The organism is Acinetobacter sp., assembly GCF_036666595.1.
Classification (GTDB): domain Bacteria; phylum Pseudomonadota; class Gammaproteobacteria; order Pseudomonadales; family Moraxellaceae; genus Acinetobacter.
The window spans coordinates 109,033-125,885 of the sequence record NZ_JAVWVO010000007.1 but is presented as its reverse complement, the minus strand read 5'-3'; the positions used below and the strand labels follow the sequence as shown (position 1 = coordinate 125,885).

Annotated in this window: 17 protein-coding genes; 8 read left to right on the top strand and 9 right to left on the bottom strand. The window is 42.6% G+C overall.

Annotated elements, in window-relative coordinates:
- Positions 1–53: 53 nt before the first annotated feature.
- The 6 genes from RR876_RS10810 to RR876_RS10785 form a co-directional block, all read right to left on the bottom strand.
- Positions 54–908 carry a cell division protein FtsQ/DivIB gene (locus RR876_RS10810; protein ID WP_058870508.1) on the bottom strand — a complete coding sequence of 285 codons (855 nt, stop codon included), beginning with the start codon at positions 906–908 and terminating at the stop codon, positions 54–56.
- Positions 909–1,838: a D-alanine--D-alanine ligase gene (locus RR876_RS10805; RefSeq protein ID WP_332476310.1), complete on the bottom strand. Its 930-nt coding sequence runs from the start codon at positions 1,836–1,838 to the stop codon at positions 909–911.
- A 56-nt stretch (positions 1,839–1,894) separates the two neighbouring features.
- Positions 1,895–3,343: a UDP-N-acetylmuramate--L-alanine ligase gene (gene murC / locus RR876_RS10800; RefSeq protein WP_332476309.1), complete on the bottom strand. Its 1,449-nt coding sequence runs from the start codon at positions 3,341–3,343 to the stop codon at positions 1,895–1,897.
- A 12-nt stretch (positions 3,344–3,355) separates the two neighbouring features.
- The gene (gene murG, locus RR876_RS10795; protein ID WP_332476308.1) at positions 3,356–4,453 is read right to left on the bottom strand and encodes an undecaprenyldiphospho-muramoylpentapeptide beta-N-acetylglucosaminyltransferase; all 1,098 of its coding nucleotides are present in this window, start codon (positions 4,451–4,453) and stop codon (positions 3,356–3,358) included.
- Between the two features lie 480 nt (positions 4,454–4,933).
- A complete protein-coding gene (gene gshB / locus RR876_RS10790; protein ID WP_332476307.1) occupies positions 4,934–5,878 on the bottom strand; it encodes a glutathione synthase in 945 nt (314 codons plus the stop codon).
- Positions 5,879–6,094: 216 nt separating this feature from the next.
- Entirely contained in the window at positions 6,095–6,577 is a 483-nt protein-coding gene (locus tag RR876_RS10785; protein ID WP_004978287.1) for a glutathione peroxidase, read from the bottom strand.
- A gap of 181 nt (positions 6,578–6,758) precedes the next feature.
- On the opposite strand from RR876_RS10785, the gene RR876_RS10780 reads away from it, so the two are divergent.
- The 4 genes from RR876_RS10780 (at position 6,759) to RR876_RS10765 (ending at position 10,893) form a co-directional block, all read left to right on the top strand.
- On the top strand, positions 6,759–7,211 hold the full coding sequence (locus tag RR876_RS10780) for a MarR family transcriptional regulator (protein ID WP_332476306.1): 453 nt from the start codon (positions 6,759–6,761) through the stop codon (positions 7,209–7,211).
- Positions 7,212–7,409, top strand: coding sequence for a DUF3565 domain-containing protein (locus RR876_RS10775; protein WP_058870514.1), 198 nt, complete (start codon positions 7,212–7,214; stop codon positions 7,407–7,409). It begins immediately after the preceding gene.
- Between the two features lie 196 nt (positions 7,410–7,605).
- Positions 7,606–9,843 carry a TonB-dependent siderophore receptor gene (locus RR876_RS10770; RefSeq protein WP_332476305.1) on the top strand — a complete coding sequence of 746 codons (2,238 nt, stop codon included), beginning with the start codon at positions 7,606–7,608 and terminating at the stop codon, positions 9,841–9,843.
- A gap of 189 nt (positions 9,844–10,032) precedes the next feature.
- Positions 10,033–10,893 (top strand): methylated-DNA--[protein]-cysteine S-methyltransferase, encoded by an 861-nt coding sequence (locus tag RR876_RS10765; RefSeq protein ID WP_332476304.1) that lies wholly within the window; start codon positions 10,033–10,035, stop codon positions 10,891–10,893.
- Between the two features lie 37 nt (positions 10,894–10,930).
- On the opposite strand, the gene pyrE is transcribed toward RR876_RS10765, so the two are convergent.
- On the bottom strand, positions 10,931–11,581 hold the full coding sequence (gene pyrE / locus RR876_RS10760) for an orotate phosphoribosyltransferase (protein WP_332476303.1): 651 nt from the start codon (positions 11,579–11,581) through the stop codon (positions 10,931–10,933).
- A 39-nt stretch (positions 11,582–11,620) separates the two neighbouring features.
- Between pyrE and RR876_RS10755 the strand changes: the two genes are divergently transcribed.
- Together RR876_RS10755 and RR876_RS10750 are read left to right on the top strand one after the other, a co-directional pair.
- The gene (locus tag RR876_RS10755) at positions 11,621–12,439 is read left to right on the top strand and encodes an exodeoxyribonuclease III (protein ID WP_062031929.1); all 819 of its coding nucleotides are present in this window, start codon (positions 11,621–11,623) and stop codon (positions 12,437–12,439) included.
- A gap of 451 nt (positions 12,440–12,890) precedes the next feature.
- The gene (locus RR876_RS10750) at positions 12,891–13,241 is read left to right on the top strand and encodes a Spx/MgsR family RNA polymerase-binding regulatory protein (protein WP_332476302.1); all 351 of its coding nucleotides are present in this window, start codon (positions 12,891–12,893) and stop codon (positions 13,239–13,241) included.
- Positions 13,242–13,291: 50 nt separating this feature from the next.
- On the opposite strand, the gene RR876_RS10745 is transcribed toward RR876_RS10750, so the two are convergent.
- Positions 13,292–13,729 carry a DUF2147 domain-containing protein gene (locus RR876_RS10745; protein WP_004691748.1) on the bottom strand — a complete coding sequence of 146 codons (438 nt, stop codon included), beginning with the start codon at positions 13,727–13,729 and terminating at the stop codon, positions 13,292–13,294.
- A 155-nt stretch (positions 13,730–13,884) separates the two neighbouring features.
- On the opposite strand from RR876_RS10745, the gene RR876_RS10740 reads away from it, so the two are divergent.
- Positions 13,885–14,796, top strand: a complete 912-nt coding sequence (locus tag RR876_RS10740) for an alpha/beta hydrolase (protein WP_332476301.1) — start codon at positions 13,885–13,887, stop codon at positions 14,794–14,796.
- Positions 14,797–14,868: 72 nt separating this feature from the next.
- Here RR876_RS10740 and RR876_RS10735 read toward each other — a convergent pair whose 3' ends face one another.
- Positions 14,869–15,435: an NAD(P)H-dependent oxidoreductase gene (locus RR876_RS10735; RefSeq protein ID WP_332476300.1), complete on the bottom strand. Its 567-nt coding sequence runs from the start codon at positions 15,433–15,435 to the stop codon at positions 14,869–14,871.
- Between the two features lie 226 nt (positions 15,436–15,661).
- Here RR876_RS10735 and RR876_RS10730 point away from each other — a divergent pair, with 226 nt between their 5' ends.
- Positions 15,662–16,840 (top strand): GGDEF domain-containing protein, encoded by a 1,179-nt coding sequence (locus tag RR876_RS10730; protein ID WP_332476299.1) that lies wholly within the window; start codon positions 15,662–15,664, stop codon positions 16,838–16,840.
- The last annotated feature ends 13 nt before the right edge of the window (positions 16,841–16,853 follow it).

The following is a 16,853-nucleotide window of genomic DNA, read 5'->3' as shown; positions in this document are numbered from 1 at the left end:
CATCACATGTTTGTTTAATTTATGGCTTTATGCCTCTGTTTTAAAGCCAAGTATTATGGCTTTGCTGCTGCTCCACCTGCAATGCTTGTGTCATCAATCGTTACAACAAAATGACCATTTGCTATCTTTGGTGCGGCAGCATTCTTCCATTGGATGGCCAAGCCATTCCGATAACGCAAATCAATGGCAGATACTTTAGCCCAAACTGGCTTCAAATCACTTTGAGCCAAATAACTCAAACGTTGCAGCTTACTCATGGTTTGATCCTGATCTACGATAACACGTAAACCTGAATCGAACTGCATAAACCAAGTCATACGCTCCGTTAAATATAGTTCTTTTAAACGAAGGTTGACTGGCTGGAATAATTGATTAATTTCATTATAACGGCGCATCATCATTTTAGATTGACTGATTGGGCCGTGTAATAAAGGCAAATTCTGATTATTTTTCGGCGTCACTTCGCTAAATACGTCACCACTGTCACTTAAGAGACGCCCTGTCCCCCAACGTGCAATTGCATGCCGTGGCATAACACGAACGCGAATCGCATTCGGCCATGCCCGCGAAACCACCACGCGATCGACCCAAGCCAGCTCTAAAGTGCGATCACGAATTTCTTCTAAATCTGAGGTGAAATAATTATGGGTAATGGCTGGTGAAACATGTCCCATCACCTGATTCTTTTCCGCCTCAGAACGTACACCTACTACATCAAGTTCGGCCACACGAGCATCTGTCATGACTTGATATAAGCCATAAATACCAACCAACAGCACCGCCACGGCAACGACCAACATCACCCAACCACCGAAGTTGGCAAGCTTTTCCTTACGCGTCGGTGGTTTATCGTGTATCGAAGTAATCGCTGCACGTTTACGGCGCATAGAAGCGGGTAATTGCGCCATTTAGTGAGCCACACCTGTCAGTGTTTGCTCTAAAATTTGGACACAAAGCGCATCAAAACTATAACCCACTGCATTTGCTGCTTTCGGCACCAAAGAGTGACTGGTCATCCCTGGGACTGTGTTCACTTCTAATAACCAGAAATTGCCTTGCTCATCTTGCATCGCATCAATACGGCCCCAACCACTTGCACCTACCGCTTGGAATGCACGGAGGCAAAGCGCTTGCAACTTTTGCTCTTCTTCAGCGCTTAAGCCACACGGAATTCCGTATTCCACATCATTACGCTGATATTTCGCTTCGTAATCATAAAAAGCCACATCCGCAGGCGGTTGTAGACGAATCACAGGTAGCGGTTGACCATTTAAAAATGAAATCGTGAATTCACGTCCCGTAATCCATTTTTCAGCCATCACCACAGCATCGTGTTGGGTCGCTTTGGCAATTGCCGCTACCAAATCTTCTGTTTTTTCGACTTTACTCATGCCGACACTTGAACCTTCGTGTACTGGCTTGATAATCAGTGGAAGACCCAAATTCGCCACCACTTCAGCTAAATCTGACTCTTGGCTAATGATGCGATAAGGCGCTGTCGGTAAGTCTGAACCCTGCCAAACTTGCTTGGTTTTAACTTTATCCATGCCAATAGCAGAACCCTGTACGCCTGTTCCAGTATACGGGATGTTGAGCCACTCTAAGACACCTTGGATTTGACCGTCTTCCCCACCGCGACCATGTAACACAATAAACGCACGGTCATAACCGACCAATTCCGTCACACTACGCTCTTGCGGGTCAAAAGCTTCTGCATTTACACCCGAACGAACCAATGCTTCAAGTACAGCTGCACCACTATCTAGAGAAACCTCACGCTCAGCAGACTTACCACCAAGCAACACCGCTACTTTGCCGAATTTTGAAGCATTTGACACGTTGATATCCTTAAACTTTATGACTGTTTTATTCATTGAGTAATCACAAAACGTGATTATTTTAAATATAAATGATTGCTTGCAAGCTCAACCGAGATAGCCCCCACATTACCTGCGCCTTGCGTCAATAACAAGTCATCCGCTTGTAACACTTTTTTCAACGCATGCTGCAAATTACCTTCAACCGGATCGATCAAAATCGGCTCTACATCGCCACGTAAACGAATACTACGCGCCAATGAACGGCTGTCTGCGCCCACAATCGGTTTTTCGCCCGCAGGATAGACTTCAAGCAGCAACAACTGATCGACATGTGACAGTACATCCACAAAGTCATCGAAACAGTCACGGGTACGGCTAAAACGGTGTGGCTGGAACATCATCACTAAACGGCGGTTTGGATGGCTTGCACGTGCCGCTTTAATAGTCGCTTCGACTTCTTTTGGATGGTGACCATAGTCATCCACCAATTTCACATTGCCGCCTTCGATGTCAAATTCGCCTTGTACTTGGAAACGACGGCCTACGCCGCTGAAACTTTCCAACGCACGTGCAATCGCAGCATCAGACACACCTTCATCAGTTGCAATACCGATCGCTGCAAGTGCATTTAAAATATTATGCAAACCCGGCAAATTGATGGTTAAACGCAAAGGCTCACGATCTTTACGTAATACGGTAAAGTGCGACTGCATGCCTTCTTGTTCAATATCCACTGCACGAATGTCATTGTCTTCGTTAAAACCATACGTGATCAATGGACGACCAATACGCGGCATGATTTCACGAATGTTGGCATCATCGCCACACACCACAGCCAAGCCGTAAAACGGTAGTTTTTGTAAGAACTGTACAAAGGTATCTTTTAAGACATCGAAACTACCACCATAGGTGTCCATATGGTCTGCATCAATATTGGTCACGATGGTGGCCATTGGTTGCAAATGCAAGAATGAAGCATCTGATTCATCTGCCTCTGCCACGATAAAACGACTCGCGCCCAGCGCAGCATTCACACCAGTACGATTCAGCAAACCACCAATCACATAGGTTGGATCGAGATTTTCTTCTGCCAACATACACGTGACTAGGCTGGTGGTCGTGGTTTTACCATGCGTTCCCGCAACAGCAATCCCATGACGGTAGCGCATCAGCTCACCCAGCATTTCTGCACGGCGCACCACAGGTGTACGCGTTTCAATGGCTGCTTTAATTTCTGGGTTTTCTGCATCAATTGCAGTCGACACCACAATCACGTTTGCCCCTTGAATATTTTCAGCCGTATGCCCGATGTAGACTTTGATGCCGTTTTCTTCAAGCTGAGCCGTGGTTTTTGATGCCTTGATATCTGAACCTGAGACTTTGTAGCCTTGATTCTTTAACACTTCGGCAATACCACACATACCCGCACCACCAATTCCAATAAAATGGATGTGCTTAATACGGCGCATTTCTGGCACTTTAATTAACTTTTTTGCTTGATCAGCAGGCGTAGATGGCGACATAAAATACTCGGTTTACAATGCTTGAATTAAACGAACCACATGTTGGGTTGCATCGGGTTGTGCTTGCTGACGTGCTTTCACTGCCATTTCAGACAATAACTGCCGGTTCATCAAGGGTAATAATAATTCTTTTAAACTCTCGGGCGTCATGCTTGCTTGTGGGCAAATTTTGGCTGCACCAATATTGGCTAAAAACTTTGCATTGGCCGTTTGGTGATCATCTACTGCACTTGGCAGTGGAACAAACACCGCAGCCACACCCGCAGTCGCAATTTCGGTCACGGTTAACGCCCCAGCACGGCAAATAATTAAATCGGCATCGCTATAAGCTTGGGCCATATCTTCAATAAAAGGGTGGACTTCAACCTGAAGCTGCTCAGGGGCATCGGCATAACGCGCTTGGGTCGCATCTGCATGGTTTTGACCACACTGATGATAAACGCTTAAAGGCACATTCAATTGCGTCAATGCTTCAGGAACACGCTCATTTAACGCTTGTGCACCCAACGAGCCACCCACAATTAAAACTCGAAGCGTGGCTCCAGCTTTTTCACGTTCTTGATAACGCCAAGACGGATTTAAAATTTCCGTAATCTCTTTGCGGACAGGATTACCCGTGGTCACAATTTTATCTTGTGCCGCAAAGGTATTTGGAAACGCCTGACACACTGTTTTGGCAATACGTGATAACTGCGTATTGGTAAATCCAGCAATCGCATTCTGCTCATGAATAATCACAGGAATACCCAGTGCGCGCGCAGCCAATCCACCAGGCCCAGCGACATACCCCCCAAAGCCCGCGACGGCATCGACTTTGAGCTGCTTCATGTAGCGCATTGCACTTAAAGTGGCTTTTAAAATCTTAAAGGGTGCCAATACTTTGCGGACTAAGCCATTGCCGCGCACACCTTGAATATCAATTTGATAAATTGGGATATCATGATTTTTAAGCAGGCGATTTTCCATACCTGTAGGCGTAGCAAGCCACGAGACTTGGCAGCCTTGTTGCTGTAATTCCTTAGCCACAGCAAGTGCTGGAAAAACATGTCCGCCCGTTCCGGCAGCCATCATCATTACATGTTTCGGCTTTGTTTGTGTTGCTTCGGTCACAGTCTAATTCTTCAATTCTAAAAATATGGAAACAAAATTCAATTTTAAGCGATCAATTGTAATCACAAACGCATAGCCGCGAAAGATTATTTACTTTTTTTCAACAGGCATTTGATTGTTTTTTTCTACTGATTTTCAAGTTTAAACTAGATTTGTTATCAGATGTGCATTTTTACTCAAACTACAGCACACAATCAGGCTCGACAGCGCAATTGGAGATATTTAAAAATAAAACAATGAAGCTGATTTGAATCAAATATTTAACATAATTTTAAAGCCCAATTCACTTCATTTTATCGCTCAGAAATACAATGTGAGCGCATACATTTGAGCAGGATAAAAATTTGTAGTGTCTAGCAACATAATCCGCTTTATTTTCAACCAAATTGATACACTTTGCAGCAAAGTACACTTCTATTTCAAAACCGACCACCACCATGAAAGAAAAAAGGAACCATTTCAGGTTCCTTTTCTGTCAATTTAGCTGGCTTTGCCTGCTTCCAAGACATCAAATAAATCATCGGCAATCGAGGTGCCAAATTGTGCATCAATCTCACGAATACAGGTTGGACTGGTGACATTAATCTCGGTCACATAGTTGCCAATTACATCAAGTCCGACAAAAACCAAACCTTTTTCACGTAAGAAGGGTCCCACTTTTGCAGCAATCGCCTTATCGTTTTCAGTCAAAGGACGTGCTTGACCCAAACCACCTGCGGCCAAATTTCCACGCACTTCGCCGTTTTGTGGAATACGCGCCAAACAGTACGGAATCGGTTCGCCATTGACCAACAAAATACGTTTATCCCCTTCCACAATTTCAGGAATATAACGCTGCGCCATAATTGGACGTGTGCCCATTTCCGTCAACATTTCCAAAGTGGAGCCAATGTTCACACCATCTTGATATAAACGGAAAATTCCCATACCCCCCATACCATCAAGAGGCTTCACAATCACATCACCATGTTCTTTGATAAATTCACGAATGAGGCTTTGTTGTGAAGTCACTAATGTAGGAACTTGCAGTTCGGGGAACTGCGTGGCAAACAGTTTTTCATTACAGTCACGTAAGGACTGTGGTTTATTGATAATCCACGCGCCTTCACGTTCTGCTTGTTCCAAGATATAGGTGGTGTAGACAAAGTTCATGTCAAACGGTGGATCTTTACGCATCAAGATCACATCGTAATCGGCCAAGGACTCTTTTTGCTGTTCGCCCAACTCAAAATAATGATCGTAGTCTTCAAACACTTTTAAGGGAGAAATCAGACCAAAGGCTTTACCTTGATCGATATGTAAATCGTGTTGTAATGCATAACCCAGCTCATGTCCGCGACGGCTTGCGGCCCATAACATGGCCATGGTGGAATCTTTTTTCAGATTCACCGTTTCAATCGGGTCCATCACTACCAGTACACGCATAATTCTCACGCTCATATTTTTTAAACTTGGCAAAAAGTATAACGAAGTTTTCAGGTTTGGGTGCAACAAGTTGTGTAATAATTAAAGATTAAAAAATCTATTTTATTCAAATAACTACAACATATTTCAGCAACCACTTAGTTGCTAACTGCGCGATGCAACAAAGGAAAGTATGCATCCATTACCACGCGACAGCTCCTTTCCACACCTTCTCCATTAAGCCAAAAGACGTTGAATATCCTTGGCAATTTTTTCAGGTTTAACAATTGGCGCATAACGTTTCACCACCTGCCCTTTTTGATTAATGAGAAACTTGGTGAAATTCCACTTGATGCTCTGGCTACCTAAAATGCCTTTCGCTTCAGTGGTTAAATACTGATACAGCGGATGTGCTGTAGGACCATTCACATCAACTTTGGCAAACATTGGGAAAGAGACCCCATAGTTACGCTGACAAAAGCTACCGATCTCTTCATTACTCGCAGGGTCTTGCTGCGCAAATTGGTTGCAGGGAAAGCCTAAGATCAGCAGGCCTTGCTGTTGATAGTCCTGATATAACTGTTCCAAACCTTCAAATTGCGGGGTTAAACCACATTGGCTGGCGGTATTCACCACCAATAAAACCTTGCCTTGATAATCGGCCAGATTTTTTTGCTCGCCTTCTAACAGTTCAGCCTGAAAATCATAAATTGTGGTCATTACATCTCTTCCATTCATCAAAATGTCATTACTTGAAGTCGCTTCAAGGACTGAACCGACCTCAATCTCAAATAAATATCGCACACAATTAACTTGTACACAAGATTATTATGCACAATATACTTCTCCCCCTATTTCATTTATACTGCTTTACAGACATCAACACCCAAGGACATGCAACATGCCGGACACCCCACTTTTAGAAAACCGCGTGTGTTTTGCCATGTATTCCGCAACCAATGCCATGGTTCGTCAATACCGTCCACGCTTACAGGTTTACGATCTGACCTATCCGCAATTTATTGTTTTGTTGGCTTTATATGAGCAGGACAATGTGACGCTGACTGAGATTGGACAAAAAACCTTTTTTGACTCAGGCACCTTAACCCCGATTATTAAAAAACTAGAAGAAAAACAGTTTTTAAAGCGTGTTGCCGTCAAAGAAGATGAACGTATGAAAAAAGTCGTTCTGCTGGAAAAAGCACTCTTAGCCAAAGATAAAATTATGGCCATTCCTTTTGAGCTGGCATGTTCTTTAGGCCTAGATCCCGATGATTTGGTAGCCATCCATCAACTGTGTCAGCGTTTTTTAAACGGCTTAGACCAGACCCAACACGCCAGTGGAGATACTTAAGTGCAACAAGCGATTGTTGGTTTTCATCTCGATGAAGAACATCATTGGGTGGCGGAACTAGCCTGTGGCCACACACAACATGTCCGCCATACTCCACCGTGGCAAAACCGCCCTTGGGTACAAACTGAGCAAGGACGCCAAGAAAAAATAGGCGTTCTTTTAAGCTGTAAAAAATGCATGGAAAATTCACAAAAATAATTCTTTTGCATTTCCTTCAAATTTTAATGCTTATTTATCAATTTTTTAGAAAAATTAAACAGCCTGTACAGCTGTACTTTTCCACTCAGTAATACTATGTAGAAAAAATGAATATTACCGTAAGTCTTGTTCATTTTTAGTAAATGATTATACTTCTCATTTTTATTGGCCATTCACTCTCTCCGAGCCTTAAATCATGATGAAATTTTCACCACAGCCGCTTTGTGGTTCTAACCTATTCAAATATAGCCTTCTCAGCTTTATGATTTTAAATGCGCATGCAGCCTATGCGGATGAAGCGACGCTACAAAGTAATGAGAACCCCTCCTCTCAAGCGACGACAAACAAATCGGGCACAGCAGCAGTTTTGCCTACTTTAAAAATTGAGGCAATGAGTGAACTTGATCCAATCAAAAGCTATGTCGATTATGATCAGGCCAATGTCACACGGAATGGTTTAAAGAAAAAAGATATTCCTCAAACCATCGATACCATCGATGTACAGAAATATAAAATCTATGGGTCTAATGACCTCAGTGTAATGCTACAAGGCACACCAGGGGTATCCACCAGCTACGATACGCGTGGTGATGGCATCACCCTCCGTGGCTTCTCTGCCGACTCGGGCGATATTTACCGTGACGGTATTCGTGAAAGTGGCCAAGTCCGCCGCAGCACATCCAACATTGAACGCATCGAAATTTTAAAAGGCCCTGCCTCGGTGTTATATGGTCGTAGTGCTGGCGGCGGTGTGATCAATATGGTGAGTAAATACGCCAACTTTGACTCGAAAAGTTCCGTCGGCACCTATGTCGGCTCATATGATAACTACGGTGCAACAGCAGATATTAACCAAGTGTTGAATGACAATTGGGCTGTCCGTTTGACGGGTGAATACGGTGAAGCGGATAGTTTTCGTTCAGGCATCGACAGTAAAATTGAAATGATCTCACCAAGTTTCACTTATAAAAATGATGACGAAACCCTTACGTGGACCACACAATATACCTATGACAAATTAAATCGAACCCCTGACCGTGGGCCTTCTTATAGTAATTTACCCGCTGGTGTTTCAATCAAAACTGGCTTTGCTCAAGAAGGCGATTTTATTGAAGATGAATTACAAGTAATTCGCACTGATGTGAAATATCAATATGCACCAAATTGGAATTTCCACTGGGCGCTCAGCTATCGCCAAGCTTATCAGAACTTTGACAACTTCTTTGGTGGTACCTATTGCAATAATAATCTCACTATAGCTGCCAAGCCTGAGACATGTTCTTGGAATGGTTACGTGCGTCAAAGCTATGCATGGCAAGAAACCATGAATAAGACCATTACCAATACTTTTGATATATCTGGTTCATTCAAAACTGGAGCTATAGAACATCAGCTCCTCATCGGTGCAGATGTCAGCCGTGAAGAGCGTTCACCAAAACTAGGAAATTACTCAAGTGGCACAGGTGTTCCGCGCTACTATGGTTTTATTAACCCCTACAATCCAGCAGACCAATATAATACGTTACCAAGCTCTGAACGCCTCCCTGTAACCTCGGAAAATCATCACGTAGGTGAGTCAATGGGGTTCTTTGCTCAAGATTTAATTAGCCTGACACCTGAACTGAAAATGATGTTAGGTATGCGCTATGATCAGTACAATTTCAAATCGACCAATCATATCCAGAACCTTTCAAAACAATATGATGATACGACCTTCAGCCCTAATATTGGCTTTGTATGGCAGCCATCAGAACAACATAGTTTTTATACCTCATATAACAAGAGCTTCGCCCCTTATGGAGGTCGCGGCAATATTTCTGTTGATGTCAATACTGACCCTAAATACTATGACGCTGAACCGCAATATAATGAACAATATGAAATTGGGATTAAGAGTGATTGGTTAGATCAACGCTTAAACACACAACTTTCGGTTTATGACATTCGCAAAAAGAATATTCGTTATCAACCTGATGCCAAAGAACAGCCTTTCCTTTGGTCTGTAGGTGGTGAGCATCAAGCCAAAGGTTTAGAGTTCAGCTTCATCGGTCGTGTACTGGACAACTTATTTGTCCGTGGTGGTTATGGTTATACGGATACTGAAGTGAAAAAGGATAAGGAAAAGCCTGAGAATGCAGGGAATGCATTAGCAAATACCTCTAAAAACACAGGCAACCTGTTTGTGCGTTACTTACCTACAGAAAAACTCTACGGTGAAGTTGGCGTGACTTATGTTGGCTCTTACTATCCAAACATCAATAACTTGACCAAGATGGATGGTTTCAATCGCGTCGATGCTGCCATTGGTTATAGTGCTGACCCATGGAACGTGACTTTAGCTGTCAGTAACTTGACCAATAAAGAATACTGGCGTTCAGACTCTATGCCAGGTACACCACGTAGCTTCCTCATGCGTTTGAACTACCAGTTCTAAAACCCTTCAGTTAAAACGCCATCTCAAGCGGAACAGGTCACTGTTCCGCTTTTTTTATGCTTACCAAGGAACGATTAAGTCAATCAATGCATGCTCCGAACCTTTTCTGATAAAGCGCAAGAAACGGATTTTCAGGCCTCGCTGGATTTGTTACTGTTTTCTTAAGTTAAATGATTTCCGCGAGTCATCATGACAGAACATAGTAACTATGCACGTGTGGCAAAGGCGATTGAATATATTGAACAAAACTTCAAACAGCAACCCAGTTTGGCTGAGATTGCAGAACACGTTCATTTAAGTCCTACACATTTTCAGCGTATCTTTAGCGAATGGGCAGGCATTAGCCCGAAGAAATTTCTGCAATATATTAGTGTGGAATATGCAAAGTCCGTTTTGAAAAATCACACAGAAAATAATATTTTTGCAGCAACCTTTGACACTGGCCTTTCTAGTACCAGTCGATTGCATGATTTATTTGTTCAAATCGAAGGTATGACGCCCGCAGAATATAAACATGGCGGTGAAGCACTCCACATCCACTATAGCTTTGCCGAGACCATTTTTGGCTCCGTCATTATTGCCTCGACCCCTAAAGGGATTTGTCATATGGCCTTTACCGAAGCAAATCGGGATGCATTGACCTATCTGAAAAAACAGTTCCCACGCGCGACATTTATTGAAGATCAGGATGAATTACAACGCAAAGCACTCGCGATTTTTCAGCACGATCAACACAGCCTATCTGAGATTAAACTGCACCTGAAAGGCACTGACTTTCAGCTCAAGGTTTGGCAAAGTTTGCTTAAAATCCCCATGGGACGGCTCAGCAGTTATGTACATATTGCCCAAGAGATTGGAAAAGAGCGTGCCTCACGAGCGGTCGGCACAGCAATTGGCAGCAATCCCGTTGCCTTTTTAATCCCATGCCATCGGGTCATTCAGTCTTCAGGGCAACGTGGCGGCTATATGTGGGGGACAACACGTAAAACCGCGATGATTGGTTGGGAAGGTGCGCATAGCCAAACGCCAACTGAAAGAGAAAGCGAATAAAAAAGGAAGCCGAGGCTTCCCTTTTTTGTTTCAACGTTTAGACGCCATACTTCACGCGGTAGGCTTCCATTTTTGCTAAAGCTTCTGTCTCACCTTTAGTCTCTAAATAATTCATCAAATCTTTCATGGTCACCAGTGCATGCACAGGAATTTCTAATTCTTTTTGGACTTCTTGAATCGCAGACAGTTCACCTTGACCTTTTTCTTGACGATCTAATGCCACCAACACACCTGCAATCTGCGCACCTGCATTTTTCAAAATGGTGACTACTTCACGGATCGCTGTGCCCGCAGTAATCACATCATCAATAATCCAGACTTTTTTGCCTGCAACGGATGCACCAACCAAGACCCCGCCTTCACCATGATCTTTGGCTTCTTTACGGTTAAACCCCCAAGGCACACTCACCCCATGATTTTGTGACAAGGCTACCGCTGTTGCAGCAACAAAAGGAATCCCTTTGTACGCAGGGCCAAATACCACCTCAACATTGTTGCATTCTGTCAGTTTAGTTGCATAGCCAGACGCCAGTAATGACAAGGCTTCACCATCATTGAGTAAACCTGCATTAAAAAAATAAGGACTCACACGACCCGATTTTAAAGTAAACTCACCAAATTTAAGCACGCCACGTGATAATGCGAGTTCGATAAAAGCTTGAGGGTTAAATGTCGCTTGCGTTGTCATGCGGTGCTCCGTATTTTCAAATTGAGGTAAGACTTGCGCATGATACCAAAGAGTAGCTATCCAAGTGATCAAAAAATTTTACGTGTGGTTTCAATTAACGTAAATGGTCTACGTTCTGCAGAAAAAAAAGGGATTTTTGATTGGATTGCCACATCAGATGCTGATGTGATTTGCATGCAAGAATCTCGCATCACCCACGAACAATGGACCGATAAATTTAAACCTGAAGGCTGGCATACCCACCTGTTCCCTGCTGAACGTCCAGGGTATGCTGGTACCGCCATTTATAGCCGTTTGCCCTTTGTTTCAGTCACTGATGGGCTTGGTTTTGAATTGGCCGATTCTCAAGGCCGCTTTATTTCGGCTGAGTTTGACTTAGGCTTAGACCAAAACGTGCATATTTGTTCACTCTATTTACCATCGGGTTCTTCTGGTGAAGAAGCACAAGTGCGTAAAGATCACTTCTTAGAAGAATACAAACAAATTTTGAAACAATGGCGCGATGAAAATAAATCCGTGATTGTCTGTGGTGACTATAACATCGTACATAAACGCATCGACATTAAAAACTGGTCAGGCAATCAAAAAGCCTCAGGCTGCTTACCGCACGAACGCGCTTGGCTCGATCATATTTATGATGAACTTGGCTATGTCGATACTTTCCGTGAAGTGCGTCCAGAGGCTGAGCTTTATTCGTGGTGGTCAAACCGTGGACAAGCCCGTGCCAAGAACGTGGGCTGGCGTATTGACTATCAGGCTTGCTCACCTGACTGGAAAGCCCGTACAGTCAATGCTTGGGTCTATAAAGAAACATGGTTTAGCGACCATGCACCTGTCATTATTGACTACAAAATCTAGAAAAATGTAAGTATTTAGCTCATATTTAGTGAACACATGTTTACTGAATATGGGTTTTTAGCCTACATTATCTGCCGTTTTTTGAGTCTTTTTCTGATCAATCAATCAGTGCATTATGTTTCCACGGCAAAGGGACGATGTTAGGATGACAGCACAAGGACAGGACGCCGTAGGATGAAATTAAAACGAACTATGGATATAGTTGGTTTTCAAGGATGTGACAATGGACGTTGTAATGAGACCCGCATAATCAGGATGATTAAATGCGGGTTTTCTCTTTTTTAGTCTCTGCTTTTTAATATTTTTTCTTTTTATATTCTATTTTTCTTTGATTTGATTCTAAATCGCTTTTATGACAAGACGATGACGCTGTTGGCTTAAATTGCGACACTAGAGCTACTCTGCTTTTTCCGCTACTCTAAACCCAGCTTAAAATTCAAAAGGGTTTTCCATGTTAAACGTGTATGGCATTAAAAATTGTAATTCAATGAAAAAAGCATTCGACCTACTGAATGAGTTAGGTTTAGCGTATGAGTTTCATGATTATAAAAAACAAGGCATTGATGCTGCGACTGTCAAAACATGGCTCGATCAGATTGGGGCAGATGTAGTCCTGAATAAAAAAGGCACCACTTGGCGTAAGCTGACTGAAGCAGAACAAGACACTGCTTTAGCTTCAGAGCAAGGACTGATTGAAGCTCTCACGACCCATCACAGTCTCATCAAGCGCCCCGTGATTGCAACCCCGAATGGTTTTATTGTGGGGTTCAATGAAGATGCAATTCGTGCCTTGAAGGCATAACAAAACAGAAAAAAGCCGAGCAATTGCTCGGCTTTTTTTATTGGGTGGGATTAGTTTGCGCGAATCCAAGTTTGGTTACGGCCTAATGCAGCCACACCAATATAGCCACGAAGCTCTAGTTTTTTACCACCAGCAGCAATGTTGCCTTTTAATTTATAAGTTTTGCCCGTTTGTGGATCTAAAATTGATCCACCTTCATAGCTTGTACCGCCCGCGTTTTTCAGACCATGTACAATCGTTAAACCTTTCAACGATTTGTTTTTGTATGGGCCTTCACACTTGGTACATGCATTTTCTTCACCTGGTGTCAAAATACCTTGAATACTCGCAGTTAAAGTTCCATTTTTTTGCTCAGTGAATTTAACCAAGGCTTTCGCTTGTTTAGTTTTATCATCAATCGTTTTCCAAACAGTGCCATTCAGCGGATCTGCTGCATGAGCTAGAGCGGTTAATCCTAGTACGCTTAGTGCAAGTGCAATTTTTTTCATTTTTGTCATTTCCCTAGTCTAGTATAGACGACTATCATTATTAAAAAGTCACAACAATTTTTCAATTTTTCAATGTGACCAATTAGTGTAACCTTGTAAATTATGTTGGTAAATACACAAACTCAAGGTAAAACAAATAACAAAATGGAATAACTATGAAGATTGCCGATCCATGGAAACAAATTTTTACGGAGCAGTTGTTAAAAACCACGATTCGAACCCCAAGTCGCTTTAGCCTTCCACCCAGTAGTCAGCGGTTTCTTCTTGAACAAATGTGCCGTGCATTTCCGCTCAATAAGTCGATCCAGATTCGCCCTCTACGTCTTGCAGGCCTGCGTGCGGAAGAATTAAAACCTGAAACTGAAGCCACTCAGCTCATTTTGCATATTCATGGTGGGGCTTTCTTTTTAGGTTCAATGAATACCCATCGCGCGTTTGTCTCAGACCTTGCAGCCAGTACACAAATGCAGGTCATTCACCTTGACTATCCGTTGTCACCCGAACACCCCTATCCTGAAGCCATTGATGCACTGTTTGACGTTTATCAGCTGTTATTAGAGCAAGGTATACAGGCCAAAGATATTATTTTATCGGGGGATTCATGTGGTGCAAATTTAGCGCTAGCCTTGGCGCTGCGCATTCGTGATGAGCAACGTCCTCAAGTCAGTGGGCTGATTCTGCTTTCGCCGTTTTTGGATTTAAGCTTAACCAGTGAATCTATTCGCTATAACAGTAAGCTGGATGCGTTGTTATCCATCGAAGCCCTTGAAACAGGCATCGATTATTATGTTCCTGAGCAAATCGACCCGGCTGACCCGCTTGTTTCACCTTTATTTGATGATTTAGCAGACCTCCCGCCGACCCTGGTACAAGTCGGTTCGAAAGAAATTCTTTTGGACGATGCCCAGCGATTTAGAGATAAAGCGACCAAGGCAGGCGTAGACGTGACATTTAAACTATACACAGGCATGTGGCATAACTTTCAAATGTTTAATGCATGGTTTCCAGAAGCTAAAATGGCGTTGCATGACATCGCAACGTTTGCTCAAGCGCTCGACCAAGACTAGACAAATTCCGCATAAAAAAAGGTCAGCTTAAAGCTGACCAAATGAGGAATCATGGAACTAAGGTTATTGTTATTAGATCGTTTTCACCTGCGCTAGAGCTGCTGCAATGGCTTTGTCTTTCAGCTCTTGGCCCATATTCACGCCTTCAGCACGAATGATTTCAACATCGGTCACACCAGTAAAGTTAAAGACAGTTTTTAAGAAGCCTTCTTGGAAGTCAACAGGACTATTTTCCCCATAGACACCACCGCGACTACTGGCAATATAGGCTTTCTTGTCACCAGCCAAACCGACAGGACCATTTTCCGTATATTTAAAGGTACGACCTGCAACACTAATGCGGTCAATCCATGCTTTTAAAGTCGAAGTAATCCCGAAGTTATACATCGCCGCACCAATCACCACAACGTCCGCATCTAAGTACTGTTGAATAATACGTTCGCCCAAAGCCGATTGTTCTGCATTTTGACCCATTAAAATTTCTGCGTCTAAATGTGGAATCGGTTGAGTTGCCAAATCCAAATATTCAACCTCAACTTGCGCATGCTTTTCGCTGAGTTGCGAAACAATGGCTTGGCTCAACTGACGAGACACAGAAGCATCCGCCATAATACTTGAATCAATATGTAAAACTTTCATGGGATGTTCCCGCATAATCTTTATTGAATAGTTGCATCTTAAAAGAATCCTTCTCTTAGAATAATTGGTTTATTTAAAACACTATGTTGCAAAAATAGAACACTTTTCCCTTTTTATAGGGATATTTTTTCTATGATTTTAGATGCTATCTTTGAATTCAATTTTAAGAATTAATTACACTATTTAAATTAAAAAGAATATGAAAGTAAGAGGATAAAAAGATTGAATGAATTCATTAGCCTCCAGCTCTAAAAAATTAAATAAAAATAAACTTTCTCACTATTTACTGGAAAAGGAAGTCATCATGAATTGGAGTACCTTGAAGAAGTGCATTCTGATGTTGGTATTGGCTTGCATTATTCATATTGCTTGGCTTGGCTTGGATAGCTTTATCCTACTGAACCCGCAATATTGGCAGGTGGTCAATCTCGATATTGTGCGTATCCAATTCGTACTGAACTCTATTTTTTTACTGATCTTGTCAGGACTGATTTATCCCTGCTATGTCCTACATGATCGCGTCTGGGTACAGCGTTTTTTACCCTATGTCGCAATCGGCATTTTTGTCATTTCTCTTTGCCAAGACAGTTATTTCGTCGGCGTATTAAGCCCAATGACTATGATTGCCTACATTTGTTTACTGACCGTGGGCTTAGTCCTGTTTAAACGCAAAATCATTTATATCATGCTGATTCCCACAACCAGCTTTTTGGTCTTCTCCGGCTACCTCAGCTTTATTGATGTGATTCCTTATGCCCCAATTTTTAAGATTGATGGCCAACTCTTTCTCAATGGATTTTGGCTCCTGTCGATGCTGTATTTCGTTATGCCAATCCTAATAACTTGTCTCATTTTATTTGAAATTTTACTCAGTCAATGGCGACATCGTGAGCGACTCATTCAACATTTAAGTCAGATCGACCCGCTGACCAATACATTTAACCGTCGCCGTATCAGCCAAAGTCTAGAGTATTTACATCAGCAACATCAGCATAGCCCCTATGCGGTCATTCTCTTAGATTTAGATCATTTTAAAAGCATCAATGACCGATTTGGACATCATATGGGAGATAAAGTGCTCGTCGCAGTGAGCCAAGAATTAAATCACCATTTACGAGAACATGACCTAGTGGGGCGCTTTGGCGGAGAAGAGTTTATCCTTATTTTAAAACATTCTTCACACATTAAAGCCCATCAAATTGCGGAACGTTGTCGCGCTTCCATCGAGGCTTTAATCATTAGCAATGACGAAGGTCAATCTATTCGTGTTACAGCTAGTTTTGGTATTGCACAATCTCACCATGAACTCAGGCCTCAGCAACTCTTGAGTCAAGCGGACAAAGCACTCTATGCCGCTAAAGCCAGTGGACGCAATCAAATCCTATCTGGAAATCAATCCCTATGAGATCAAATATAGC

Coding starts and splice junctions, on each gene's coding strand:
- RR876_RS10810 (WP_058870508.1), bottom strand. CDS start 908: ATGGCGCAATTACCCGCTTCTATGCGCCGTAAACGTGCAGCGATTACT.
- murC (WP_332476309.1), bottom strand. CDS start 3,343: ATGTCGCCATCTACGCCTGCTGATCAAGCAAAAAAGTTAATTAAAGTG.
- gshB (WP_332476307.1), bottom strand. CDS start 5,878: ATGCGTGTACTGGTAGTGATGGACCCGATTGAAACGGTGAATCTGAAA.
- RR876_RS10785 (WP_004978287.1), bottom strand. CDS start 6,577: ATGACCACAATTTATGATTTTCAGGCTGAACTGTTAGAAGGCGAGCAA.
- RR876_RS10780 (WP_332476306.1), top strand. CDS start 6,759: ATGCCGGACACCCCACTTTTAGAAAACCGCGTGTGTTTTGCCATGTAT.
- RR876_RS10770 (WP_332476305.1), top strand. CDS start 7,606: ATGATGAAATTTTCACCACAGCCGCTTTGTGGTTCTAACCTATTCAAA.
- RR876_RS10765 (WP_332476304.1), top strand. CDS start 10,033: ATGACAGAACATAGTAACTATGCACGTGTGGCAAAGGCGATTGAATAT.
- pyrE (WP_332476303.1), bottom strand. CDS start 11,581: ATGACAACGCAAGCGACATTTAACCCTCAAGCTTTTATCGAACTCGCA.
- RR876_RS10755 (WP_062031929.1), top strand. CDS start 11,621: ATGATACCAAAGAGTAGCTATCCAAGTGATCAAAAAATTTTACGTGTG.
- RR876_RS10750 (WP_332476302.1), top strand. CDS start 12,891: ATGTTAAACGTGTATGGCATTAAAAATTGTAATTCAATGAAAAAAGCA.
- RR876_RS10745 (WP_004691748.1), bottom strand. CDS start 13,729: ATGAAAAAAATTGCACTTGCACTAAGCGTACTAGGATTAACCGCTCTA.
- RR876_RS10740 (WP_332476301.1), top strand. CDS start 13,885: ATGAAGATTGCCGATCCATGGAAACAAATTTTTACGGAGCAGTTGTTA.
- RR876_RS10735 (WP_332476300.1), bottom strand. CDS start 15,435: ATGAAAGTTTTACATATTGATTCAAGTATTATGGCGGATGCTTCTGTG.
- RR876_RS10730 (WP_332476299.1), top strand. CDS start 15,662: ATGAATTCATTAGCCTCCAGCTCTAAAAAATTAAATAAAAATAAACTT.